Origin of the sequence: Catenulispora sp. EB89 (assembly GCF_041261445.1) — a bacterium.
GTDB lineage: Bacteria > Actinomycetota > Actinomycetes > Streptomycetales > Catenulisporaceae > Catenulispora.
Genome location: NZ_JBGCCU010000014.1, coordinates 20,527 through 43,851 on the forward strand (window position 1 = coordinate 20,527; position 23,325 = coordinate 43,851).

Annotated in this window: 18 protein-coding genes; 9 read left to right on the forward strand and 9 right to left on the reverse strand. The window is 69.7% G+C overall.

Going from position 1 to position 23,325, the window contains the following annotated elements:
- Positions 1-11: 11 nt before the first annotated feature.
- Positions 12-842 (reverse strand): SDR family oxidoreductase, encoded by an 831-nt coding sequence (locus tag ABH920_RS27280; RefSeq protein ID WP_370351992.1) that lies wholly within the window; start codon positions 840-842, stop codon positions 12-14.
- Positions 843-958: 116 nt separating this feature from the next.
- A complete protein-coding gene (locus ABH920_RS27285) occupies positions 959-2,347 on the reverse strand; it encodes an FAD-binding oxidoreductase (protein WP_370351993.1) in 1,389 nt (462 codons plus the stop codon).
- A 190-nt stretch (positions 2,348-2,537) separates the two neighbouring features.
- Here ABH920_RS27285 and ABH920_RS27290 point away from each other — a divergent pair, with 190 nt between their 5' ends.
- The 5 genes from ABH920_RS27290 to ABH920_RS27310 all read left to right on the forward strand — a co-directional run bounded on the left by ABH920_RS27290 (position 2,538) and on the right by ABH920_RS27310 (position 14,225).
- Positions 2,538-3,803, forward strand: a complete 1,266-nt coding sequence (locus ABH920_RS27290) for an NAD(P)/FAD-dependent oxidoreductase (RefSeq protein WP_370351994.1) — start codon at positions 2,538-2,540, stop codon at positions 3,801-3,803.
- A gap of 377 nt (positions 3,804-4,180) precedes the next feature.
- Positions 4,181-11,977 (forward strand): RHS repeat-associated core domain-containing protein, encoded by a 7,797-nt coding sequence (locus tag ABH920_RS27295; protein ID WP_370351995.1) that lies wholly within the window; start codon positions 4,181-4,183, stop codon positions 11,975-11,977.
- Positions 11,974-12,216 (forward strand): hypothetical protein, encoded by a 243-nt coding sequence (locus ABH920_RS27300; protein WP_370351996.1) that lies wholly within the window; start codon positions 11,974-11,976, stop codon positions 12,214-12,216. The genes ABH920_RS27295 and ABH920_RS27300 overlap by 4 nt, the downstream gene beginning before the upstream one ends.
- Positions 12,217-12,718: 502 nt before the next feature.
- Positions 12,719-13,732 (forward strand): Glu/Leu/Phe/Val dehydrogenase dimerization domain-containing protein, encoded by a 1,014-nt coding sequence (locus ABH920_RS27305; protein ID WP_370352216.1) that lies wholly within the window; start codon positions 12,719-12,721, stop codon positions 13,730-13,732.
- 34 nt (positions 13,733-13,766) lie between these two features.
- On the forward strand, positions 13,767-14,225 hold the full coding sequence (locus ABH920_RS27310) for an Lrp/AsnC family transcriptional regulator (RefSeq protein WP_370351997.1): 459 nt from the start codon (positions 13,767-13,769) through the stop codon (positions 14,223-14,225).
- Positions 14,226-14,259: 34 nt separating this feature from the next.
- Here the strand turns inward: ABH920_RS27310 and ABH920_RS27315 are convergent, their stop codons facing one another.
- From ABH920_RS27315 to ABH920_RS27325, 3 genes are all read right to left on the reverse strand, one after another.
- Positions 14,260-14,391: a hypothetical protein gene (locus ABH920_RS27315; protein ID WP_370351998.1), complete on the reverse strand. Its 132-nt coding sequence runs from the start codon at positions 14,389-14,391 to the stop codon at positions 14,260-14,262.
- A gap of 161 nt (positions 14,392-14,552) precedes the next feature.
- Positions 14,553-15,434, reverse strand: a complete 882-nt coding sequence (locus ABH920_RS27320) for a DUF4436 family protein (RefSeq protein WP_370351999.1) — start codon at positions 15,432-15,434, stop codon at positions 14,553-14,555.
- Between the two features lie 93 nt (positions 15,435-15,527).
- Entirely contained in the window at positions 15,528-16,037 is a 510-nt protein-coding gene (locus tag ABH920_RS27325; protein ID WP_370352000.1) for a cupin domain-containing protein, read from the reverse strand.
- A gap of 75 nt (positions 16,038-16,112) precedes the next feature.
- Here ABH920_RS27325 and ABH920_RS27330 point away from each other — a divergent pair, with 75 nt between their 5' ends.
- Positions 16,113-17,027 carry a LysR family transcriptional regulator gene (locus ABH920_RS27330; protein ID WP_370352001.1) on the forward strand — a complete coding sequence of 305 codons (915 nt, stop codon included), beginning with the start codon at positions 16,113-16,115 and terminating at the stop codon, positions 17,025-17,027.
- Here ABH920_RS27330 and ABH920_RS27335 read toward each other — a convergent pair.
- The 4 genes from ABH920_RS27335 to ABH920_RS27350 are packed head-to-tail and all read right to left on the reverse strand — an operon-like array spanning position 17,005 to position 20,073.
- Positions 17,005-17,778 (reverse strand): ABC transporter permease subunit, encoded by a 774-nt coding sequence (locus ABH920_RS27335; RefSeq protein ID WP_370352002.1) that lies wholly within the window; start codon positions 17,776-17,778, stop codon positions 17,005-17,007. The genes ABH920_RS27330 and ABH920_RS27335 overlap by 23 nt on opposite strands.
- Positions 17,775-18,749, reverse strand: a complete 975-nt coding sequence (locus tag ABH920_RS27340) for an ABC transporter ATP-binding protein (RefSeq protein WP_370352004.1) — start codon at positions 18,747-18,749, stop codon at positions 17,775-17,777. Before ABH920_RS27340 ends, ABH920_RS27335 begins: the two co-directional genes overlap by 4 nt.
- Positions 18,746-19,090, reverse strand: a complete 345-nt coding sequence (locus ABH920_RS27345; protein ID WP_370352005.1) for a hypothetical protein — start codon at positions 19,088-19,090, stop codon at positions 18,746-18,748. Before ABH920_RS27345 ends, ABH920_RS27340 begins: the two co-directional genes overlap by 4 nt.
- A 14-nt stretch (positions 19,091-19,104) precedes the next feature.
- On the reverse strand, positions 19,105-20,073 hold the full coding sequence (locus tag ABH920_RS27350) for an SPFH domain-containing protein (RefSeq protein ID WP_370352006.1): 969 nt from the start codon (positions 20,071-20,073) through the stop codon (positions 19,105-19,107).
- A 226-nt stretch (positions 20,074-20,299) separates the two neighbouring features.
- Between ABH920_RS27350 and ABH920_RS27355 the strand changes: the two genes are divergently transcribed.
- From ABH920_RS27355 to ABH920_RS27365, 3 genes are all read left to right on the forward strand, one after another.
- Positions 20,300-21,277 carry an alpha/beta hydrolase gene (locus ABH920_RS27355; protein WP_370352008.1) on the forward strand — a complete coding sequence of 326 codons (978 nt, stop codon included), beginning with the start codon at positions 20,300-20,302 and terminating at the stop codon, positions 21,275-21,277.
- A 110-nt stretch (positions 21,278-21,387) separates the two neighbouring features.
- Positions 21,388-21,702, forward strand: coding sequence for a WhiB family transcriptional regulator (locus ABH920_RS27360; RefSeq protein WP_370352009.1), 315 nt, complete (start codon positions 21,388-21,390; stop codon positions 21,700-21,702).
- A complete protein-coding gene (locus tag ABH920_RS27365; RefSeq protein ID WP_370352011.1) occupies positions 21,699-23,309 on the forward strand; it encodes an MFS transporter in 1,611 nt (536 codons plus the stop codon). Before ABH920_RS27360 ends, ABH920_RS27365 begins: the two co-directional genes overlap by 4 nt.
- The last annotated feature ends 16 nt before the right edge of the window (positions 23,310-23,325 follow it).

Consider the following 23,325-nt stretch of genomic DNA (forward strand, 5'->3'; position numbering starts at 1 on the left):
TTCTGGGCGTTTCAGGAGTGGAACTCGCCCCCGTCGACGTTGAGGCTCTGCCCGGTGATCGCCCTGGCCAGGTCCGAGGCCAGGAACAGCACCGCGTTGGCCACGTCCCCTGGGTCGGGCAGCCGGCGCAGGTCGAACGACGCGGCGGTCTCCGCGTACACGTCCTCCAGCGTCACCCCGCGCTCGGCGGCCTGGTACGCGAACCAGCCCTTCAGCCCCTCGCCCCAGATGTAGTTCGGCACGACGGTGTTGACCCGGACGCCGCTCGGTCCGAGCTCGCTGGCCAGGCTGCCGGCCAGCGACCTCAGCGCCGACTTGGACGCCTTGTAGGCCCCGAAGTTGGCCCGCGAGTGGTGCACCACGGCCGAGCTGACCATCACGATCGAGCCCGCGTGCGCGGTCAGCGTCGGGGCGAGCAGCTGCACCAGGCGCAGCGCGGCGAACGCGTCCGTCTCCAGCGACGTGCGCACCGCGTCCACGTCCATCGTCGCCAGATCGCCCATCGTCGGCGGCACGAAAGCGTTGCTGACGAACACGTCGACGCGCCCGAAGGCGTCCACGGCCCGCTCGGTGAGCGCCCGGCAGGCGTCCGGGTCGAGGATGTCGGTGGGGACCGTCAGTGCCCTGCGACCGTAGGACTCGACATCGGCGGCCACCGACTTCAGGACCGCCTCGGTTCGGGCCGCCAGGACGACGTCGGCCCCGGCCGCGGCGCCGCGCACCGCGATCTCGCGGCCCAGGCCCGGTCCGACGCCGGACACCAGCAGAACCTTGTCCTGGAGCAGCGCGGCGCCGGCCTCGGTGATACCGGGCGGCTCGGGGATGGTGAAGGGCTCGGGCATCTTCGCCTTCTTTCCTACGTGGTCATGGACATGGTCATGGTCAGGTGAGGACGTGGTGGAAGAAATGGGTCACGCCGGAGGAGTGCACGACGCGCTCCGTCTCCAGCCGACGGCGGTCACGACCGCTTCCCGAGCACGGTCTCCGGCATCGCGTCGCCCCGGAACAGGCCGTCGGGGTCCACGCGCGCCCGCACCCGCTCCACGGCGCGCAGGTCGTCCTCGGTCAGGTGGCCGCGCGGCCGGTCCAGGCCCTTGACGAAGCCCGGCGCGGTCCGTCGGGTGTCCCAGGGCTCCAGGGCGGCGCGGACCTTGTCGCAGTGTTCGATGATCCCCGCCGGGGTGCCGCGCAGCGCCGGCACCCCGGCTCCCATGTAAGCCAGGCTCGGGTCCAGGTGGTTCAGCACGCCGCCGGACGGATCCGGGACCGCGAACCGGCCGCCGAGCTGCCGCAGCTCGGCCACGATCAGCGGCGAGCCGGAGCCTTCGCCGGTCAGGCGCAGGAAGGCGGCCATGCCGTCGCGGCCCGGTTCGGCGAGCAGGAAGTGGTCGCCGATGAACGCGCCGGGCTCCTCGGGGTCCATATGCACTTCCGGCACCACTTCGGGGCCGCCGTCCTGCCAGGTGTCGAGCACCGCCCCGCCGATCGCGCGCAGCGGATCGAGCAGGCCGAGCGCGTGGGCCCGCGCCGAGTCGGCGTCCGCTCCCAGCGCGACGCCGGCGATGCACACCACCGGCCCGCCCTTGAGCATCGGCGGGATCTCCGGCAGGTCCGGGAGGTTCATGATCCGCAGCGAGGTGGACACCTCGTCCGGGGCGTGCAGGGTCCAGTCGTACCAGGCGTGGACCACGGCCTCGGCGTGCGTCCCCGACCAGAAGGCGGCCCCGGCGACCAGGCCGGTGACCGGGAACAGCGCGAGTTCGACGGAGGTCACGACGCCGAGGCCGCCCCCGCCGCCGCGCAGCGCCCGGAACAACTCGGGGTCCTCGTCCAGGCTGGTCCGCCGCAGTCGTCCGTCGGCGGTGACGAGCTCGATCGCGCGGACGTGGTTGGCGGCCATGCCGAGCTTGCGGCCGTAGAGGCTGACGCCGCCGTGCAGCAGGTAGCCGACGGCGCCGACGGTGCCGGAGGTGCCGTGCGGGGCGGCGAGGCCGTGCGGCGCGGCGGCGTGGACGACGGCGTTCCAGGAGGTGCCGGCCGGGATGTGCGCCAGGCGGCGCTCGACGTCGATCTCGACGCCGCCGGCCAGCAGCGGCCGGATCAACAGCGCGCCGTCCATCGGCGGGGCCGCGGCGGCGGAGTGGCCGGTGGTGTGGACGCGGACGGCCTGCCCGCGCGCGGCCGCGTAGCCGACCGCGGCCTGCACCTCGGCGACGCCGGTGGCGGTGAGCGCGGCGGCCGGATGCGCGGGGCCGGCCAGGTTGTAGACCTGCGTGGCTTCGGCGTAGGCGGCGTCGCCGGGAAAGGCGACGCTCGCCGGCGCGGTCTCTTGTCGGGCATCGACCATGACAGCACGGCACCTTCCTGCTCGGCGCTCCGGGAACAGGTCCGGGCGGCTCCGCTTATCAGGGTGCGTGCTCGCGCGGGGCGGAGGCATCCGCCAACGTGCTCGTGCTCGTGCTGGTGCTCGTACTCCTGCTTGAATCGCCCCGGCGTACATCATGCGTACCGCGCCGACCCGTTCTACTGTCGGTGACATGTCTGGGCAGGAGGACGAGGCGCGGCCGGCCGTGACCCTCGTCGGCGACCAGTGGTCGCCCGAATGTTCGGTGGTGCGGACCTTTCTGACCCGCAGCGAGGTCGCCCACACCTGGCTGCGGCCCGGCGACCCGCGCGGCGGCCGGCTGCTGGCCGAGCACGGCCTGACCGCCGCGGACACCCCGGTGCTGGTCGACGGGGCCGGCCGGATGCTGCGGGCGCGCGGGCTCGAGCAGGTCGCCGAGTGGCTGGGGCTGCACACCGACCCCGGCGGCGGGGCGTACGACCTGGTGGTCGTCGGCGGCGGCCCGGCCGGCATGGCGGCGGCCGTGTACGGGGCCTCCGAAGGGCTGCGCACCGTGCTGGTCGAGCGCTGGGCGATCGGCGGACAGTCCGGACTCACTTCACGGATCGAGAACTACCTCGGGTTCCCCGACGGCATCTCCGGCGCCGACCTCGCCGACCGGGCCCGACGGCAGGCGGAGAAGTTCGGGGCCGAACTCGTCCTGACACGCCACGCGAGCACCCTGGCCGCGTCAGAGTCCGGCGACGGCTTCACCCTCGGCTTCTCCGACGGCGGTAGCGTCACCGCCCGCGCGGTCATCCTCGCCACCGGCGCCAACACCCGCACCCTGCACGCCCCCGGCGTCTCCGACTTCGTCGGCCGCGGCGTCTACTACTTCTCCGCGCTCACCGAGGCGCCGCTGTGCACCGGCGCCGAGGTCTACATCGTCGGCGGCGCCAACTCGGCGGGGCAGGCCGCCATCTACTTCTCCGACTGCGCGCACAAGGTGGTCCTGCTGGTCCGCGGCGAGTCGCTGGAGCAGGAGATGTCGACGTACCTGATCAAGCAGATCGCCGCCATCGCCTCGATCGAGGTCCGCACCCACACCGAGGTGGCCGGAGCGGCCGGCGACAGCCACCTGGAGCACCTGACGCTGCGCGACACCCGCACCGACGCCACCGAAACCGTCCCCGCGACCTGGCTCTTCGCCTTCATCGGCGCCGCCCCCGACACCGCCTGGCTGGGCCCGCGCTTCCTCCGCGACGACACCGGCTGCCTGGTCACCGGCAACGACATCGCAGCCCTCGGCGCCCCGCACCCCGCCTGGCCGCTCCCGCGCGCCCCGTACCACCTGGAGACCACGGTCCCCGGCGTCTTCGCCGCGGGCGACGTGCGCGCGTGGTCCGGGCGCCGGGTCGCGGCTGCGGTGGGGGAGGGGTCGATGGCGGTGATGTTGGTGCACAAGTATCTGGCCGATTGAGCTACGTTGGTGGTCGTCCCCGGGGTGCCGTTGTTGTTGTAGGCCAGTAGCGCGCCGTTCGCCGGGGTGCGAGCGAGGACATCGACGGTTCCGTCCTTGTTCCAGTCGGTCAGCCCCGCGTGGGCGCGCCCGACCCCACCGATGATCGATTTCGTTGATCGAATACTGCCGACCGTCGAACGTATAGACGAACAATGACATCCGGTGCCGGGTGTCGCGAACCGATCTTTTCAAATCTCCCGCGACCTGTTTCAAATCAATGGTCGAACCTCAGTTTCGTGATTAGAGTCCGCTGAGTCTGTACCGGATCATGAAGCGGCACGGTTTGCCGCCGTGCGCGATCTTTGGGGGATTGGGTGGCTGGCACCAGTCGTTTCATGAGGTTTGACAGGGCCCGGCGCCGACGGCGCGAGCGGGTTGTGGCGGTGGTGGCGATCGCCGCGCTGGGTGTGGGTGTGCTGTCGTCGCCGTCGAACGGGGCCACGCCGGCCCCGCCGAAGTCGAAGTCGTCGTTGGTGAAGTACAACGGCAAGGCCCGGACGCTGGATTCGACGGTGGCGGGTGCGGCGTGGAAGCCGTCGCCGATCAAGGCGCCGGCGCGGCCGAAGGCGTTGGATTTGGCGGCGAGTCAGTTCCCTGCTGCGGCTACTGCTGATGTCGCGGTTGCCGCGCGCACGTCGACGAAGACGACTCAGGACTCGAACTCGACGGCGTCTGGCCTGGTTCAGGCGTCTGGCACTCCAGTCCTTGTCGGGGCCCCAGCCTCGCAGGCCGCGCGTAGCGCAGCCTCGGCCGCAGGTCTCGGCGCTGATGCTGCTGCGGTGGCGGCTCCGGCGAAGGTGACGGTCAACGTTGCCGACCACGCGGCGGCGACTGCGGCGGGTGTCGACGGTGTGGTGGTTTCGGTGGCCCGCTCTGATGGTCAGACCGGTCCGGCGTCGGTGGCTGTGGGCCTGGATTATTCGACGTTCGCGCGGGCTTTTGGTGGTGACTTGCCGGACCGGCTTCAGCTGGTGGCTTTGCCGTCGTGTGCCCTGTCGACGCCGAAGGTGGCTGCGTGTCGTACGCAGACCCCGGTGAAGTTCGTCAACGACGGCGCTGGGAAGAAGCTGACCGCCACGGTGACGCTGCCGGGCGCTGCTGCTGTCTCTTCGCATTCCACAGCATCTACATCTGCCTCGACGCCGAAGCCGCAGGCGATGGTGTTGGCCGCGACGTCAGCGCCGGCTGGTTCGACCGGGTCGTACAGCGCCACGTCGTTGTCGGCGTCGAACGGCTGGGGTGAGGGTGGCGACTCGGGGTCGTTCACCTATTCGTATCCGATCACGATGCCGCCGGCGTTGGGTGGTGGGGCGCCGAGTGTGGCGCTGTCGTATGACTCCGGCAGTGTCGATGGCAAGACCGCTGTCGAAAACTCCCAGCCGTCGTGGATCGGCGATGGCTGGGACTACAGCCCCGGCTACATCGAGCGGACCTACACCCCGTGTGCCAAGGCGATGCCGACGGCGTACCCCACCTCCTCCGACAACTGTTTTGCCCGGGACAAGAGCGGTAATCTGCTGCCGTCGTTGACGATGTCGTTTGGTGCGCATGGCGGGCAGTTGGTGCCCACCAACTCCAGCAACACCTCGTTTGTGTTGCCGACCGATGACGGCACCCGGGTTGATGTGCTGTATGGGCAGTTGAACAACGGCACCCGCGGTGGCGAGTTCTACCGGGTGCGCAGCCCCGATGGTTCGGTGGCGTTTTTCGGTGCCGAAATCCTGCCCGATTCCAGTGCCGTCACCGCCGCCCCCGGCTCCACCGTCCCAGGCAGCAGTGGCCTGGTCGACGGGTCGGCGTGGATCGAGCCGGTGTTCAACGACACGGCCGCGTCTGGGTGTCAGGACCCGACGAAGGTGACGAACCCGCAGCCGGCCGGCTCGAACTGTATGCAGGCGTGGCGGTGGAACGTCGACTACGTCATCGACGCGCACACCAATGTGACCCGGTACAGCTACCTGGATGAGACCAACTACTACGGCTTCGGCACCGCCAAGTCTCCGAACTGGTATGTGCGTGGCGGGGTGCTCAGCGAGATCGACTACGGCTTCCAGCTGGGGGATCTGCAAAACGGCGCCACCCCCACCCCGGCCGCGAGCGTGTCGTTCACTACCGCCACCCGCTGTGTGGACCCGAACACTGATGACGCCTACGCCTCCACTTACGGCAAGGGCGCGCCTGGTTGTGGCGGCGCATCGTTCGATACGGTGGCGTCCGCCAGCATGGTGGACACACCGGTCGACTTGAACTGCCCGTCCACGGGGACCGCCAATAATCAGTGTCAGATCCAGTCGCCGTCGTTCTGGTCCTCCCGGCGTCTGGCCTCGATCGTCACGCAGGTGGCGGTCAACGGCACCCTGCAGCCGGTGGACCACTGGGACCTGTTCAACCAGTTCCACACCTTGGACACCGCGAACTCCCCGATGTGGCTGGCCGCGATCCGCCGCTGTGCCGCCTCGGCTGTCGGCAGCAACGGGGTGTGCCCGGCGGAGACCGGTGCGGCCAACCAGCAGGTGCTGCCGGATGTGCAGTTCATCCCGCAGGTCCTGGCCCAGCGGGTGCCCGGCGTGACGGGTGCGAACGTGCCGCCGAACCTGCCCGCCTACCAGCGTGAACGTATCGCCGAGGTCTTCGACGAACTCGGCGCCACCACGTCGGTCACCTACGACGACCCGACGGTGAACCCCAATACCGGCAAAAGCAACTACGCTCCGCTGGGTTGTACCGCACCGCCCACGGTGACACCGGACTGGCACAACACCCAGTTGTGTTACCCCGAATACTGGACCGCGCCAGGGACCAGCGGCCCGTTCACGGACTGGTTCCAGAAGTACGTGGTGACCGGAATCAGCACCCAAGACAACACCCACGCTGCGAATGTTCCGGCGCCGGTGACCACCGCCACCTACACCTATGGCAGTAGCACCTCCAGCATCTACAACACTGCGGCCTCCAACGGTGCCGGTGCGGCGTGGCACTCCAACGACTCGGAGTTGCTGACCGATCCCAACTCCCGCACCTACGACCAGTACCGCGGCTTCGCGGTGGTAACCACGACCACCGGCTCCTCCACCGATGCCCCCGGGCATCCGCAGACCCAATCCATCACCACGTATCTGCGGGGTATGGATCAGGACCCGGATAAGGCTGCGGCCGCGGCGGGGTCCTGTACCTCCGGGACGTTGACGGTGGTGAAGGACTGCACCCCATTCAACTTCACCGATGACTTGTCGGGGGTGGCCACCCGCGACGACAACGCCCTGGCCGGCACAGTCTTCGAAAGCCAGACCGTCGACACTGTTGCCAACAAGGTGTATTCCACCGTCGCCACCGTGCCGTGGATGTCCACCGCGATCGCGCAGCACACCCGCATCAGCCCCCTGCCGACGCTGCGCTCCTTCCAACTGGGTACGGCCCGCAGCATCACCTCCATGCCAATGTCCACCGGCGGCAACCAGGTCACCGAAGACCGGTACTGGCACGAGCAGTCACTCGGCGGCGCCGTCATCGCCACCGACACCCTGCCGGCCAACGTCGCCGACGGCAGCGCCGAGGTGTGCACCAACACCGGGTATGCCCCTGCGGATCCGTCCAAGCCGTGGATGATCGGCTATACCAACCAGACCGTGACCACGGCGGCTCCGTGCGCGTTCACCTCTCCGGTGTATTCCGGTGAGCCGCCGGCGGCGCAGGCCACCGGTGCGGTGTTGTTGGCAACCCGTGACTACTACGACAACGGCACTACCTGGCCGACCACTGTGTTGCATGGCGACGTGACGCGTACCGAGGCCCAGATCGACCATGCGTCCCCGCCTACGTGGCAGATGCGCTCCACCGCCGCCTTCGACGGCTACGGCCGCGCTGTCGCCACATCCGACGCCGCCGGCTCGCAGACCACCACCACCTATACCCCGGCCACTGGTGTGTTGCCGACGGATCTGACGGTGACGGCCCCCGCGCCGCTCGCTGGTGGTGCTGGATGGGTCACCAAGACTCACTTCGACCCGACCCGTGCACTGCCGCTGTCGGTCACGGACGCCAACGGCCGTGTCACCAACGTCAGCTATGACGCCTTGGGCCGCACCTCGGCGGTGTGGCTGCCCGGCCGGCCCTATACCCCTGGCGGTAGTAGCAACCCGCTGCCGAACAGCCGGTTCTCCTACACCGTCAACGGCATCGCCCCCGGGGTGACCACCACCACGATCCCGGCCACGGTCCCGCCCTCCATGGTCGAAACCGACAACCTGCTGGAGGACGGCACCTACGGGGTGTCGACCACGTTGCTGGACTCCCTGGGTCGCACCCGCCAAACTCAGGCGACGCCGCCGTCGGATGACCACGGCCGGGTCGTCACCGACACCACGTACGACAGTGCCGGACGCGTCGAAGCGGTCTCAGGGCCCTACTACGACTCCACCACCAGCCCGTCCGGGTCGATGTGGATCCCGGCCAGCCAGTCCGCGATACCCAGCCAAACCCAGACCCAATACGACGGACTGGGCCGCACCATCAACTCCATCGCGGTCGCCTCCGGGGCCGAGTTGTGGCGCACCCACACCGACTACCCCGGTGCCGATCGCACCGATGTGACACCTCCGGCCGGGGGGTCGCGTACCTCCACCTTCACCAACAGCCGCGGCAAGACCACCGCGCTGTACACCTACCACTCGGGTGTGGCCTTCGGCACCGTCGACGCTGCCGACGCCGACGCTCTCACCTATACCTACGACCTGCTGGGAAACCTGACCGAGGTCGATCAGCGCGCGGACAAGACCGGCGACGTCAACAAGTGGACGTTCGGCTACAACATGCTCAGCCAGAAGACCCAGGCCGGTGACCCCGATGCCGGGAACTCCAGCTACGGCTACGACGTCAACGGCAACCTGCAAACCGTCACCACCGCCATCGGCACCCCGGTGCAGAAGTCGTTGTTCTACACCTACGACCTGCAGAACCGACGCACCGCCGAATACGCCGGGACATCCACCAGCGGAACCGAGCAGGCGTCCTGGTCCTTCGACAACGTCCCGGCCCTGACCGCCGCACAGTCCCTGGCGAACCCGGGCTCCGACATGCTGGGCAACCTCGGCCGGGCCGCCGGCTCCATCCGGTACAGCTCCAGCGGCCAGAAGTACACCGAGTCGGTCAGTGGTTTCGACGCTTCCGGCAACCCGCTGAGCAGCAGCGTGAAGATCCCCAACGCTGACGGCAACGGTGCCCTGGCCGGGACCTACACCACCACCAACCACTACACGGCACTTGGCCAGCTGACCAGCACGAATCTCCCCACCGGCGGGGACCTGCAGCCGGACACGATCGGCAATGGCTATGACGTGCACGGTCTGCTGGTCGGTACCACCGACTCCTACGCCGACCTGCTCATCGACTCCGCCTACAGCCAGTTCGGCGAGCCGGAGCGCCGGGTCATGGGCGACTACCCCAACCAGGTCGTCCAGGACACCATCTACGACCAGCCCACCCGCCGCGTCACCAACTCCACGGTCTCCCAGCTGGCCTGGACCGCACCGATCGACACCACCACCTACACCTACGACCCCGCCGGCCACATCACCGCCGCAGTCGACATCCAAGGCAAGGCAGCCTCCTACAACAGCACCACCGGGATCGCCACCGCGAACGTGTCGACGGATGCTGAGTGCTACCACTACGACTACGCCGGACGCCTGGACGCGGCCTGGTCCGACACCGGCGCCGTGAACACCTCGCTGATCACGGTGGTCAACGGCCAAACCCAAACCACCACCACGCCGCTGAACGGCACCAACTTCGGCTCCGTCAGCTACCCCGGCGGCGCTCCCGGCGGCTCCGGACAAGCCAACACCACCACCGCCCCCACCACCGGCGGTCTCGGCTCCTGCGCCAACGTCGCACCCACCGCCGGCGCCACCGCCACTTGGCAGATCGGCGGCCCCGAGCCCTACGCGCAGGTGTTCGGCTACGACGCCTACACCGGCAACCGCACCCAGGAAACCGACTACAACACCACCGGTGCGGTGACCAACACCAGCAACTACAGCTACAACGCCCCCGGCACCAACCAGCCCCACGTCCTGAACAAGGTCACCCACAGCGCCGGGAACACGGCCGATCAGTACCAATATGACGCCGCAGGCAACACGACAGTGCGTGCCGTCGCCGGCCAACCCACCCAGAACCTGTCCTGGGACGCCGAAAACCGGCTGTCCGGTGACACCGACGGCTCCGGTGCCGCAGCCGCATACCTCTACGATGCCGACGGCAACCAGCTGATTCGCCGCGACGCCAGCACCGCAACCCTCTACCTCGGTACCACCGAGCTGCACCTGGACCTGGCACACAACACCGTTACCGGCGATCGCTATTTCGCCTACTCCGGTGCCCCCACCGTCGTGGAATCCGGCGGTGCCACACCGCACTTGTCCTACGAGGCCGGGAACCCGCAGGGCACCGCGTCCACCACCATCGACGCCTCACCCACTACCGCCGACCAGGCCGTCACCGCCCGCCGCGCCTACACACCCTTCAACACCCCCCGCGGCACCAGCCAACCCAACACCTTCGGCACGTTCCTCGACGACCACACCTTCCTCGGCAAAACCACCGACGGCAGCACCGGTCTCGTCGATATGGGAGCCCGCAAGTACGACCCCGCAACCGGACGCTTCATCTCCATCGACCCTCTGTTCCAAGCCACCAGCCCGCAGGACATCGGCGGCTACGTCTACGGCGGCGACGACCCCACAGACGTCACCGACCCCACCGGCCTTGGCCACTGGACCGACACCAGCAACCCTGCTGCGACCAAGACCAACGACCCGCAGCCCAAGACCAACTGCCCCGGTTCCCAAGCCGACGATGGATCGTGCGCGCCACCGCCCCCGGCGTCGAACAAGAACAGCACGGATGCCATGAACGTGGCCGCCAAGCTGACGGCCAAGCAGAAAGCGGACATCCAGAAACACATAAACCTTGCGAAGAGCCTGTATCCCACCACCTGGTACGTTCCCGGGACCGATGCTTATCGAGGTTTGGCAGAGTACCTTCGGCATGACATCTACGGCGGTCCGACATGGAAGGATTTCTGGGACGCAGCCAAGGGGCCCGGCGCGGCGATGCTCGTGGCAGTCGTTGGCGTCGCGCTCTGCCCAGCCTCCGCAGGGGTGACCTGTACGGTGGCGGTTGGTGCAGCAAGTGCGTTCGCAGGGCAGTGCGCCACTAATTGCTCGGATAGAACGAGCCTGGTGATCAGTACCCTGGCCGGCGCGGTCACTGCCGGTGCATTTGCCAAAGCCGGCGATCTCTTTGACGGCATGGCTTCTGACGCCATGTCTGGCTGCGACAGCTTCGTCGGCGGCACAGAAGTGCTCATGGCCGACGGGCGAGTCAAACCCATCCAAGATGTCCGGATCGGCGACGATATAGCGAACACGCAGCCGGGCCAGAAGGTGACCGAGCATCATGTGGTCACTGCGATCCACGTTACCGATACAGACCGTGACTACACCACTCTCACGATCGAATCGGGATCGAAAGCCGGATCTGTAACCGGAACCTCGCACCACATCTTCTACGACATTTCGAATCACGCGTGGACGCCTGCCGACCACCTCATGGTCGGAGACAAGCTCCAAACCCCTGACGGCGGCCTTGCCATCGTCACAGCAGTCCGCAACTTCGTCCAGACCGAGCGCACGTACAACCTGACCGTCGACGGTCTGCACACGTACTATGTGGTCGCGGGGGACACGCCGCTGCTGGTGCACAACTGCCCCGATGGTGTGCCGGCACCGACCGTCGCGCAGGCGACTGTCGCCGAGAGGGATGCGGCGATTACGGTCGCAGCAAGTCACGGTACAACGCTCGGCAATCTGGGCAGAGGCGTCGGGGGTGCAAACGCGGGCGAGGGCGGATTCAGATTGTGGGACAACCAAGACGGCAGTCTCGCATTGATGACCCAAGACCAGTTGGACGCGGTTCGCGGCTCGGGCTATACGCCCGAAGAGATCAAGGTCTTCGCTGACTACTTCAGTAAGGTTTCGGATGCATCCGATGCTCGCGGAAACCCGAACCCGAGTGCCCAGCAGCGGGCTGATCTGTTGAATTGGTACATCGATAGCTGGGGAAACAAATGATCAGGTTCGATATCGTCGCCGACAGCGGTGAGCCGCTGACGATCCAGTTCGAGCCGGCGGCGAATGAGCTGGTGCTTGAGCCTGGCGACAAGATCACGATCGAATGGCCGGACTGGGATGGAAGGACGGAGGGCGCCTTTTATTACCGGGCCGGGAAGGTGGTGATTCTGGAGCCCAGCGCCAAGCGGGGGGAGTGGCCGAGGGTATGGAACTCTCAAGGCGAAGAAATTACCTACTGATTGGCCGCGTCTTCGCTGATCCTGGCTGACTGGCTATTCGTGATTTGCTCAAAGCGAGCCGGCTTGTCTGTCGAGTCATAACACGTCGGGTCCTCCGGATCGTTCCGGAGGACCCGACGTGCGCTGGTCTCGGTTGAGGGCGGCACGGCCCCCAGCACGAAGACGCCATCCGGCACCGGGCCCCTGACTGTCTCGGCACTTGGCTGACTGATTCATGGCTCTGGTCGTTCGACCGCTCTGCCGATACGACAGCTGGACATTTGACCGGCCGCGGCCCCGCTGTGCCGAACCACGTTCGTTTCCGCGCGGAGTCGCGCGCGCATTCCGGCCATTCGATCGGCTCGGGCCCGCTCGGGCCGTCGGATGCCCGATGGTGGGATCACCGAAGCGGTCATTCGTCCGAGAGGCGGTTCCTTCCATGCCTGGGTTCCCGCAGTGGCCTGATCACGAGGCGGTTCTCATCCGGACCGGCGTGCGTTCCGGGCTGCCGGTGGTCATTGCGATGCACTCCTCGGTGCTCGGGCCGTCGGCCGGGGGGTGTCGGATCTGGCGGTATTCGCGGTGGCAGGACGGGTTGGAGGATGCGCTGCGGTTGTCGGCGGCGATGACGGCCAAGTTCGCGGCGGCGGGGTTGGCGCGGGGCGGTGGCAAGACGGTGGTGGCGATGCCGGAGGGGTACGAGCTCACGCCCGAGCGCAAGCGCGGGATCCTGCACGATGTCGGCGACGCCGTCGAATCGCTCGGCGGACGGTATGCGACCGCGCCTGACGTCGGTACGTCGCCGCAGGACATGGTGGTGATCGGGGAGCGGACCGGCCACGTGTTCTGTAAGCCGGCTGAGTACGGTGGCAGTGGGGGTTCCTCGCTGGCCACGGCGGAGGGGAGCGTCGCGGCGTTGCGGGCGGTCGCGGTGCGGTTGAACGGTGGCGGTGGCGGTGGCGGTGGCAACGGTTCGTCGCGTGAGCTGGACGATTTGAGCGGCCTGCGCGTGGCGGTTGTCGGGCTCGGCAGCGTCGGCGCACGTATCACGGCCCTGCTTTCCGAAGCCGGTGCCGATCTCGTGCTCAGCGACATCGACGCGAGCAAGAAAGACCTCGCAGATGGCCTCGGCGCACAATGGCACGGCGATCCGCACCAGGCGCTGACCGCGGACGTCGACATCCTCGTCCCGGCCGCGCTCGGCGGCGTGCTCACCGGGGAGATCGTCCCCGACCTGCGGTGTCGGGCGATCGTGGGACCGGCCAACAACCAGCTCGCCGTTCCGGATGTCGTTGACGCGCTGCACAAACGCGGCATCGCCTGGGTCCCGGACTACATCGCGAGCGCCGGAGGCGTGATCCACGCGATCACCGTGGAGTTGGACAAGCGCTCCGAAGACGAGGCGCAGCAACGGGTTCGCGGTATCGAGGACACCGTCGCCGAGCTGCTGCAGAGTGCTGATACGCGGGGTGTGACGCTCGCGGTGGTCGCGGAAGAATTGGTGCGCTCCCGGCTCGGTGCCGCTGCGGACCGCTGAGCCGGCCAGGGTGCCCGAGTGCCAGGATCGGAGAATGGATCACCTCGACGCGGAGATCGTCCGCCTCCTGCAAGCCGATGCCCGCCGGTCGAATCGCGAACTGGCCCGTACGCTCGGTGTCGCGCCCTCGACCTGCCTGGAGCGCGTCAGATCCCTGACGCGCCGGGGCGTGATCCGCGGCTACCACGCCGAGATCGACACCGCGGCCCTCAACCGGGGGGTGCAGGCGCTGGTCGCGGTGCAGATCAGGCCGCTGAGTCGGAGCGTGATCGACGCCTTCTCCGACTTCGCCTCGGGGTTGCCGGAGGTGCTCAGTACGTTCGTGCTGTCCGGCGGGGACGACTTCGTGCTGCACGTCGGTGTGCCCGACCTGGATCGGCTGCATGTGTTCCTGACCGACCGGATCGCCAAGCGGCGTGAGGTCACCGGGTTCCGGACGTCGGTGATCTTCAAGCAGGTGCATCAGGCGGTGCCGGAGCGGTTGCCGGACTGACGCGCGGGCGGCTTCGGCCCCGGGATCCCGCGGCTCAGCCCAGTAGCGCGATGCACGCCGCGGTGCCGGCGAGCACGATCATCGCCAGGACGATCAGCATGATCTCCTTGTTGCTGACGATGCTCACGTCGACGCTCTGCTGAGCCTTGGGCTTCTGGGACGCCATGCTTGATGCCTTTCGCAGGTCGATATCGCGGCAACACTAGCCTGGTGACTTGTGGGGCTCGCAGTCGGGGCCGGAGCGGGCCACGGCGGTCGCGCCTCCTCGCGCGGCGGGCCACGGCGGCGGCCCCTCCTCGCGCGGCGGGCGCCGACGGTCGCGCCTCCTCACCCCGTCTTCGGCTCCCGCACCGAGTTGCGCAGCCAGGACAGTGCCGCGGCCACCAGGCACAGCCCGATGATCATCAACGCCCAGAAGAACACCAGGAAGTCGGCCAGCGTCCCGACCGGCGGTGTGTTGGGCATGCCGTTGCGGATGCCGGGGATCGCGAACAGTGTCGCGGCCAGTGCCGCCAGCGTCGTGAACTCCACCTTTCGCAGCCGGATCGCGCGCACGACCATCGCGACGTTCACCACCACCAGCAGGCCCAGCACGGTCATCAGGCCGAAAGCCATGATCAGTACCGAGCTGGAGCGGCGCGCGTTGACGTCCAGGATCACGTCGCCGGGTGCCGCGTCGGGGGAGACGGCCGGGGTCAGGGCCCAGTCGTCGGAGGAGGAGACCCAGTCCGTCCGTACCGGGACCGGGGCGCCGTTCTGATCGCGGACGTGCAGGTCCAGGGTGAAGGAGTGGCGGTCGACCGGGTAGGTGTCGGTCTCGCCGACGGCGTCCAGGGTGGCGTCGGACGTCGGGATCACCTGGCCCGCGGTGTACTGCTGCTTCTTCGCGCCGCCGACGTCGTCGACGAGTACGGACAGTGGCTTGGCCAGCTCGTTGTGCTCGGGGCCGGCCCAGGAGCCGGTCGGGGTGAAGTTCAGCCGCATCTTGTAGGAGTTCATGACCGGGTCGACCGTCAGCATCGTCGCCTGCAGGGTCAGGCCGCCGTCGGCACCGGCGCCGCCGACCGGGGCGAAGGTCTCCCGGCGCGCGCCGCCGGAGTGCACGAAGCCGACGATGACGTAGGCGTAGGCCGCCGTGAGTAGGGCCAGCGCGGCGATCGCGGCCGGGACCCGGTTCCGGCCGCTCTTGGTGGGAGAAGTGCTGGTCATGGCGGCCTTTCTCGGCGGCGAGCAAACGATCTTGATGATGCTGCCAAGCCGGGAGATCTGCTGCGGTTCGGCACCGTCCGGGCTGCGGTGTTTTCACTCGATAGAGGTATGCCGAGCCTCCTGCCACACCTCGCTCTCGACGAAGTACGTGTCGAACCGCTCCTGCGAAGCGCGCAGCGTCTCCGGCGCCTCCAACCCGGCCCGCGTCCGCACGACGAGGTGGAAGTAGTCGAAGCGCTGCACCCCCGGCGTGATCACGATCAGCGCCTCGGCGGTCGAGCCGGCGTGCGCGCCGAAGGCGTGGTTCAGGCCCGGCGGGACGACCAGCAGGTCGCCGGCGTCCGCGGTCTGCACCGAACTCCCTACCAGGACGTCGAGGCGGCCGTCGAGGATGTAGAAGAGCTCGGAGGAGCCGCTGTGGTAGTGCGGGACCGCGCTGTCGGCGCCGGTGGCCAGCGCGACGCGGTGGGTGCTCAGCGCGCCGCGCGTGGAGTCGGCGTCGGCGAGCAGGAAGTGGCCGATCGAGGGCAGGTGCTCGGCCTCGTCGGCGCGGATCAGGACCGGCGGGTAGAGGCCGGGGTTGTCGTCTGCGTGGTTCGCCATACGTCCAGCGTCATGCCGCGTCGCACCATCGGTCCAACAGATGTTTCCGCTCATGTGCATGGCTACGATCGATACATGGAGCTCAGGCAGCTGGAACAGTTCGTGGCGGTGGCCGAGGAGCGGCACTTCACCAGGGCTGCGGCGCGCGTGCACGTCGGGCAGTCGGGACTCAGCGCCGCCATCGCCGCCCTGGAGCACGAGCTCGGCGACGCCCTGTTCGTCCGCAACAACCGGCAGGTGACGCTGACCGCGGCCGGACAGGCCCTGCTGCCGGCGGCTCGGCGCGCGCTGGCCGCCGCGCAGGACGGCCGCGACGCCGTCGCCGGGGTCCGCGGCGTGCTGCACGGTCGGCTGCACGTCGGCGCGATCCAGACCTTTGGCGCGGTCGACCTCCCGGCCGCGATCACCGAATTCCGGCGTCGGCATCCGGCGGTGACCGTGCGGTTCATGCATGACGCGGCCGGCGCGCTGGCCCGCGCGGTCGCCGAGGCCGAGCTGGACATCGCGTTCGTCGACGGGCCAGTCGATTCGCGGCTGACCCGGGTTCCGCTCGGGCGGGATCGGCTCGTGCTGGCCGTCCCGGCCGGGGATCCGCTGGCGCGCGTCGCCGAGATCCGGCTGGACGATCCGGTGCTGCGCGACCGGGACTTCGTCGCCTATCGGCTGGATTCCGGGATGGAGAGCCAGATCTCGGCGATGTGCGCGGCGTCGGGGCTGGCTCGGCGGGTCGTCGCCGAGGTGGTGAACCTTCAGTACCTCGTGGAGTTCGTCGGGCACGGTGCCGGAGTCGCGATCCTGCCGCCGGGGGCGATCGGCGAGGCGGCGCGGCAGCGGATTCGCACGGTCCCGATCACACCCGCGATCCACCGCGACCTGTGCGCGGTCGTGCCCGGCCGACGTCCGCCGACCGGGCCCGCGCAGGCGCTGCTTGACGCCGCACTGGAAGCAGCGACCGCTACTTCGACCGCTACTTCGAGCGCCGCGCCGTGATCAGCCGCTCCCGGTCGAACATCGGCGCGATGAGCCGGTAGGCCCCGATGTCGAGCACCAGCAGCCCGACCGCGAACAGCAGCGCCACGCGGAACGTCGGCGTGATGACGTTGAACGCCATCAGCGCCGTCACCGCCAGCGGCGGCAGGCTGGCCAGCGTCCCGAGCTGCTGCGCGACCCGCACGTCGTTGGCCCGCACCGACACCGCGAGCCCGGCCCAGATCGCCCAGCCGGCCAGCAGCGGGACGAACAGCACCTGCGCCAGGATCCGCGGGCCCTCCAGGGCGACGTCGGCGATCTGCTGGTGCGCGAAGAGCTTCACCATCAGCAGGAAGATGCCGAGCATCGCGTAGGCGATGCTGACCGCCGGGATGAGGGCGGCCAGAGCCTTGCCGATCAGCAGCTCCTCGCTGCGCACCGGCGTGGTCAGCACCGGCTCCAGGGTGCCCTGCTCGCGTTCGGTGACGATCGACGTCGCCGCGATCGTGGCCGGCAGGATCACCGGGACCAGCAGCAGGAACAGCATCGTGGAGCCGACGCGGGCGTCCAGGGCGGTGCGCGAGACGTCGGTCGGCGCGGTGAAGATGTTGATGATCGGGTTGGCCAGGAAGACGATCGGCAGGACCGTCATCGTCCCGAGCACGAAGCGGTTGCGGCGGTAGTCGGTCACTTCCTTGCGGACCACCGCTCGCACGCGGGTGGCGTCGATGCGGCCGGATCGGACCGCCTGGATCGCTCTGATGGCACTCATCGCTGCGTCGCCTCCACGTCCTCGTTGACCAGCTCCAGATAGACGTCCTCCAGCGAGTGTCGGGACTCGCTCACCGACAGCACGTCGGCCTGCGCGTGAACCAGGGCCCTGACGACCTCCGGAGCCGCGACCGCCGGGTCGCTGACCGCCAGACGGTAGGCGCCCGCGCCGGCCGTACCGGCCCCGGCGTCGGTGTCCCAGCTCTCGACGCCGGGCAGGCCCGCGAAGACCTGGCCCGGATCGGCCAGCGGCGCGGCCGTGGCGACGATCAGGCCCTTGTGGAACAGCTGCTCGCGCAGTTCGGAGGGCTTGCCGATGCTGCGCAGCGTGGTGTTCAGGATGGCGACGCGGTCGCACAGCGCCTCGGCCTCGGCCAGCCGGTGCGTGGTGAAGAAGATGGTGACGCCGCGATCCCGAAGCCCGCTGATCAGGTCGTGGACGCCGCGGGCGGCGACCGGGTCCAGGCCGGAGGTGGGCTCGTCCAGGAACAGGATCTCGGGGTCGTTGAGCAGGGTGCGGGCCAGGCCGACGCGCTGGCGCAGGCCTTTGGACAGGCTGTTGCAGGTGTCCTGAGCGCGGTCGGTGAGGTTGACGGCCTCCAGCGCCCGCTTGATGCGCCGCTCGCCGTCGGACAGGTGGTAGAGCCCGACGAAGTACTGGAGGTTCTCGGTGACCGACAGCCGGCCGTACAGGCCCGGGGCCTCGGTCATGATCGCGATGCGCTCGCGGATCTCGACGGCGTTGGCGGCCTCCAGCGGGATGCCGGCGACGGTCGCGCGGCCGGAGGTCGGGGTGATCAGGGTGCCGAGGCTGCGCACGGTGGTGGTCTTGCCGGCGCCGTTGGGGCCGAGGAAGCCGAAGACCTCGCCGCGGCCGACGGTGAACGAGACGTCGGAGTAGGCGGTGCGTGAGCCGAACTTCTTGGTGAGTTTGTCGACGACGAGGACGGGGTCTTCCTTGGTGGCGGTCATGGCCCCTCCTCGGGCTGACGGTCTGGTGTCGGGTCGGGCGGTTCGGTGGGTGCGTTCGGTGCGTTCGGTGCGTTCGGTTCGGTGGTGTCGGTGGTGTTGTTCGACTCGGTCGTCTCGGTGGTGCCAGTCGTCACGGCCGTCTCGTCCTCGTCCTTCGGCGGCCGCCCGCGGCGGGGCATCTTCCCCACGTTCGACGGCAGCCGCCCGGCCTGGGCCAGGGCCTGGCGCAGCACGTACTCGATCTGTGCCGTGGTGCTGCGCAGCTCGTCCCCGGCCCAGCGGGCCAGAGCGTCGTGGACGGCCGGGTCCAGGCGCAGCAGGATCTGCTTGCGGTCGGCCATACGCGCGCCCGCGCCTACTGGTAGAGCGTGCCGGTGTTGACCACCGGCTGCGTGGCCTGTTCGCTGCACAGCACGACGAGCAGGTTGCTGACCATCACGGCCTTGCGCTCCTCGTCGAGCTCGACGATGCCCTCCTCGCCGAGCTCGGTCAGGGCCGAGCGCACCATGCCCACGGCGCCCTGCACCATCCGCTGCCGGGCGGCGACGATCGCGTCGGCCTGCTGCCGGCGCAGCATGACCTGCGCGATCTCCGGGGCGTAGGCCAGCCGCGTGATGCGCGACTCGACGACCTCGATCCCGGCCAGCGCGACCCGCGCCGCGATCTCCCGCGACATCTGCGAGGTGATCTCCTCGGCGTGCTCGCGCAGCGAGATCTGGCCCTCGCCGCGCGCGTCGTAGGGGTAGCTGGTGGCGGTGTGCCGGACGGCGGTCTCGGCCTGGATGGCGACGAACTGCACGAAGTCGTCGACCGCGTAGACGGCCTGCGCGGTGTCCCGCACCTGCCACACCACGACCGCGGCGATCTCGACCGGGTTGCCGTCGGCGTCGTTGACCTTGAGGGTCGCGGTCTCGTGGTTCCGCACCCGGGTGGAGACCTGCCGCCGCGTGGTCAGCGGGACGACCCAGCGCAGCCCGGTGGTCCGCACCGTCCCGGAGTAGCGGCCGAACAGCGCGACCACCCGCGCCCGCCCCGGCGCCACCGGCACCAGCCCGAGCAGCATCACCGCGGCGACGACGATGAGCACGACGTGCGGCGCCGGACCGCCGCTGCGCAGCGCGATGGCGGCGACGATCGCGGCGGCGGCCACGATCAGCGGGAGCCAGCCGGGCACTTCCCAGGCGGCGTGCTCGGCGATCGGGGTCGCGGCGGCCGGGGCCGGGAGCGGCGGGATGGGCGAGCCGGGAGGGATCGGTGACCCCGGCGATCCCGGTGTGGTCGGTGGCGGTGGCGGTGGCGGCGGCGTGACGGGGTTGGTGGACATGGCAGACGTCTCCTCGAGCCCTGGGTCCCGGTGTTCTCCAAGAAAAACTCTAGCAAAGTGATATCACTTTTGGTATCCCGAAGCAGACGCCCTGGTCCGGGCGCGGTGACTCAGTCCGTTCAGCCGCGCGTTCAGCCACGCCACAGTCGTTCGACTGATGCGGCGCAGTCGCCGTGGTCGGCAGGCTGGCGGCATGTCAGTGGCACGCCGATCACAGGAGAACACCATGTCCGACAACGTCCCCACGGGCCCGAAGCCCGTCCTGGAGCCGGAGGCGCAGGCCTTCGTCGAGGCCACCGCGAACCCGCCCTACCTCGCCGACCTCGGCCCGGTCGAGGGCCGCAAGGCGGTGGACGAGGTGCAGTCCGGCGCGGTCGCCAAGCCCGCGGTGGACGAGGAGTGGGTGACGGTCCCGGGCGGCCCGACCGGCTCGGTGCGGGCGCGGATCGTGCGGCCCGCCGGCATCGCCGGGGAACTGCCGGTGATCCTCTACATCCACGGCGCGGGCTGGGTGTTCGGCAACGCCCACACCCACGACCGCCTGGTGCGCGAGCTGGCCGTCGGGGCCGGCGCGGCGGTGGTGTTCCCCGAGTACTCGCTGTCGCCGGAGGAGCGCTACCCGGTCGCGATCGAGCAGAACTACCTCGTCGCACAGTGGATCGTCACCAACGGTGCGGCCCAGGGCCTGGGCGCCACGCGCCTGGCCGTCGCCGGCGACTCGGTCGGCGGCAACATGGCCGCGGCGCTGACGCTGATGGCCAAGGACCGCGGGGACGTCGCGCTGGTGCAGCAGGTGCTCTTCTACCCGGTGACCGACGCGAGCTTCGACACCCCTTCGTACCACCAGTTCGCCGAGGGCTACTTCCTGCGGCGCGACGGCATGCAGTGGTTCTGGGACCAGTACACGACCGATCTGGAGCAGCGCAAGGAGATCACCGCCTCCCCGCTGCGGGCGAGCCTGGAGCAGCTGGCGGACCTGCCGCCGGCGCTGGTCGTCACCGGCGAGGCCGACGTGCTGCGCGACGAGGGCGAGGCCTACGCGAGCAAGCTGCGCGCGGCCGGCGTGCCGGTGACCGCGGTGCGGTTCGAGGGCATCATCCACGACTTCGTGATGCTCAACGCCCTGCGCTCCACGCACGCTGCCGAGGCGGCCATCACCATGGCCGTGCAGACGCTGCGCTCCGCGCTGCACCCGGAGGTCTGAGTGGTGGCGAGCCGGACCCGCTTCCCCGCTGAGCACCTGGCTGAGCACCCGGCCGGGCACCCGGTCGCGGCGGCTCCCGAGCCCGACCGGGACTGAGGCGAGAGGCCCGCGTGAAGCCGCTCGCCGCCAAGCCGTTGCTCACCGAGTGGGCCTGGCAGGCGCGGGCGGCCTGCCGCGGCATGGACGTATCAGTGTTCTTCTCCCCGCACTACGAGCGCGGGGATTCGCGCAGGCGCCGCGAGGAACGGGCCCGCACTGTGTGCCGGGGGTGCCCGGTGCTGGAGTCGTGCGCGGCGTTCGCGGTGCGGACCGGCCAGGCCTTCGGGGTCTGGGGCGGGCTCACCGAGGCCGACCGGGGCCAAACGCCCGACACGACCGCCGCCTACCCTGAAACGCCACCCACCGACGAAACGGCGCGCCGATGACCTCCGACACCTCGACCCCCGCCGCCGCCCGGACCCCGGCCCCGCCGTCCGCCTGGTCGCCCCTGCGCCAGCCGGTGTTCCGTGCGCTGTGGTTCGCGCAGTTCGCCTCGAACGTCGGCAGCTGGATGCAGACCGTCGGCGCGCAGTGGCTGCTGATCGCCAAGGGCGCGGCGCTGCTGTCCCTGGTCCAGGTGGCCGCGGGGCTGCCGGTGCTGATCCTGGCGCTGCCCGCCGGGGTGCTGGCCGACCTCGTCGACCGGCGGCGGCTGCTGCTCGGGGTGCAGGGCGGGATGGCCGCGGTGGCGGCGGTGCTGACCGTGCTGGCCTTCGCCGGGCACCTCGGACCCTGGACGCTGCTGGCGCTGACCTTCCTGCTCGGCTGCGGCGGGGCGCTGAACGGCCCGGCGTGGCAGGCTCTGCAGCCCACGCTGGTCCCGCGCGACCAGCTCCGGCCGGCCTCCGCGCTCGGCGCCGTGAACCAGAACGTGGCGCGCGCCGTCGGCCCGGCGCTGGGCGGACTGCTCGTCGCCGCGGCCGGCGTGGGCTGGACGTTCGCGTTGAACACCGTCTCCTTCGCCGGGATCCTGGTGGTGCTGGCGCGCTGGCGGCCGGCCCGGCCGGCGCCGCGTCCGGGGCAGGAGCGGGAGCAGGCGGTGGCCGCGCTGCGGGCCGGGACCCGGTACGTGAGCCACAGCCCGCGCGTTCGCAGGATCCTGCTGCGCAGCGCGCTGTTCGTCCCCGGCGCCGCCGCTTTGTGGGCGTTGATCCCGCTGACCGCGCACCAGACCCTGCACATGGGCTCGGCGGGCTACGGCCTGCTGCTGGCCGCCGTCGGGTTCGGCGCCGTCGGCGGAGCCTGGGCGCTGCCGCGGGTCTCCGGGCACCTCGGCGGCGACTGGACGCTGGCGTTGTCCAACGTGCTGTTCGCCGCGGCGCTGCTGGCCGTCGACTACGTCGCCGACGCGGTGGTCGCCTTCGTCGCGCTGGTGATCGCCGGCACGGCGTGGATCTGGGCCCTGTCGACGCTGAACGCCGCGCTCCAACTCGGCCTGCCGGCCTGGGTGCGGGCCCGCGCGGTCGCCTTCTATCTGCTGGTGTTCCAGGGCGGCATGGCGATCGGCGCGCTGGTGTGGGGACAGGTCGCGCAGTGGGCCGGTCTGTCGGCGGCGCTGGTGTCGGCGGCCGTGCTGCTGGTGGCCGGCGCCGCGACCGTCCGCCTGCTGCCGCTGCGCGACCGGCAGCTCGACACCGACGCCGGCGTCACCTGGCCGGAGCCGCGCCTGGAGCTCGAGCCGGCGCCGACCGACGGTCCGGTCATGGTGACCGTGGAATACCTGGTCCCCGAGGAGAACGCAGAAGCGTTCCGGCGGGCCATGGCACGGCTGGAGCGGACGCGCCGGCGGACCGGTGCCACGACGTGGGGCCTGTACCGGGATCCGGAGCAGACCGACCGGTATCAGGAGACGTTCACCGTCCGGTCGTGGGCGGAGCACATGGCGCAGCACCACGAGCGGTACACCGGCAGCGACCAGGAAGCCGAAGCCGACGCGCGCGCCTTGGCCGAACGGACACCGGAGGTGCGGCACGCGCTCATGCAGCATCTGTAGCGGATCGACGCGGGGC

Bases quoted from the DNA above. Each gene is read 5' to 3' on its own strand.
- ABH920_RS27280 (WP_370351992.1), bottom strand. From the start codon at position 842: ATGCCCGAGCCCTTCACCATCCCCGAGCCGCCCGGTATCACCGAGGCC.
- ABH920_RS27285 (WP_370351993.1), bottom strand. From the start codon at position 2,347: ATGGTCGATGCCCGACAAGAGACCGCGCCGGCGAGCGTCGCCTTTCCC.
- ABH920_RS27290 (WP_370351994.1), top strand. From the start codon at position 2,538: ATGTCTGGGCAGGAGGACGAGGCGCGGCCGGCCGTGACCCTCGTCGGC.
- ABH920_RS27295 (WP_370351995.1), top strand. From the start codon at position 4,181: ATGAGGTTTGACAGGGCCCGGCGCCGACGGCGCGAGCGGGTTGTGGCG.
- ABH920_RS27300 (WP_370351996.1), top strand. From the start codon at position 11,974: ATGATCAGGTTCGATATCGTCGCCGACAGCGGTGAGCCGCTGACGATC.
- ABH920_RS27305 (WP_370352216.1), top strand. From the start codon at position 12,719: ATGCACTCCTCGGTGCTCGGGCCGTCGGCCGGGGGGTGTCGGATCTGG.
- ABH920_RS27310 (WP_370351997.1), top strand. From the start codon at position 13,767: ATGGATCACCTCGACGCGGAGATCGTCCGCCTCCTGCAAGCCGATGCC.
- ABH920_RS27315 (WP_370351998.1), bottom strand. From the start codon at position 14,391: ATGGCGTCCCAGAAGCCCAAGGCTCAGCAGAGCGTCGACGTGAGCATC.
- ABH920_RS27320 (WP_370351999.1), bottom strand. From the start codon at position 15,434: ATGACCAGCACTTCTCCCACCAAGAGCGGCCGGAACCGGGTCCCGGCC.
- ABH920_RS27325 (WP_370352000.1), bottom strand. From the start codon at position 16,037: ATGGCGAACCACGCAGACGACAACCCCGGCCTCTACCCGCCGGTCCTG.
- ABH920_RS27330 (WP_370352001.1), top strand. From the start codon at position 16,113: ATGGAGCTCAGGCAGCTGGAACAGTTCGTGGCGGTGGCCGAGGAGCGG.
- ABH920_RS27335 (WP_370352002.1), bottom strand. From the start codon at position 17,778: ATGAGTGCCATCAGAGCGATCCAGGCGGTCCGATCCGGCCGCATCGAC.
- ABH920_RS27340 (WP_370352004.1), bottom strand. From the start codon at position 18,749: ATGACCGCCACCAAGGAAGACCCCGTCCTCGTCGTCGACAAACTCACC.
- ABH920_RS27345 (WP_370352005.1), bottom strand. From the start codon at position 19,090: ATGGCCGACCGCAAGCAGATCCTGCTGCGCCTGGACCCGGCCGTCCAC.
- ABH920_RS27350 (WP_370352006.1), bottom strand. From the start codon at position 20,073: ATGTCCACCAACCCCGTCACGCCGCCGCCACCGCCACCGCCACCGACC.
- ABH920_RS27355 (WP_370352008.1), top strand. From the start codon at position 20,300: ATGTCCGACAACGTCCCCACGGGCCCGAAGCCCGTCCTGGAGCCGGAG.
- ABH920_RS27365 (WP_370352011.1), top strand. From the start codon at position 21,699: ATGACCTCCGACACCTCGACCCCCGCCGCCGCCCGGACCCCGGCCCCG.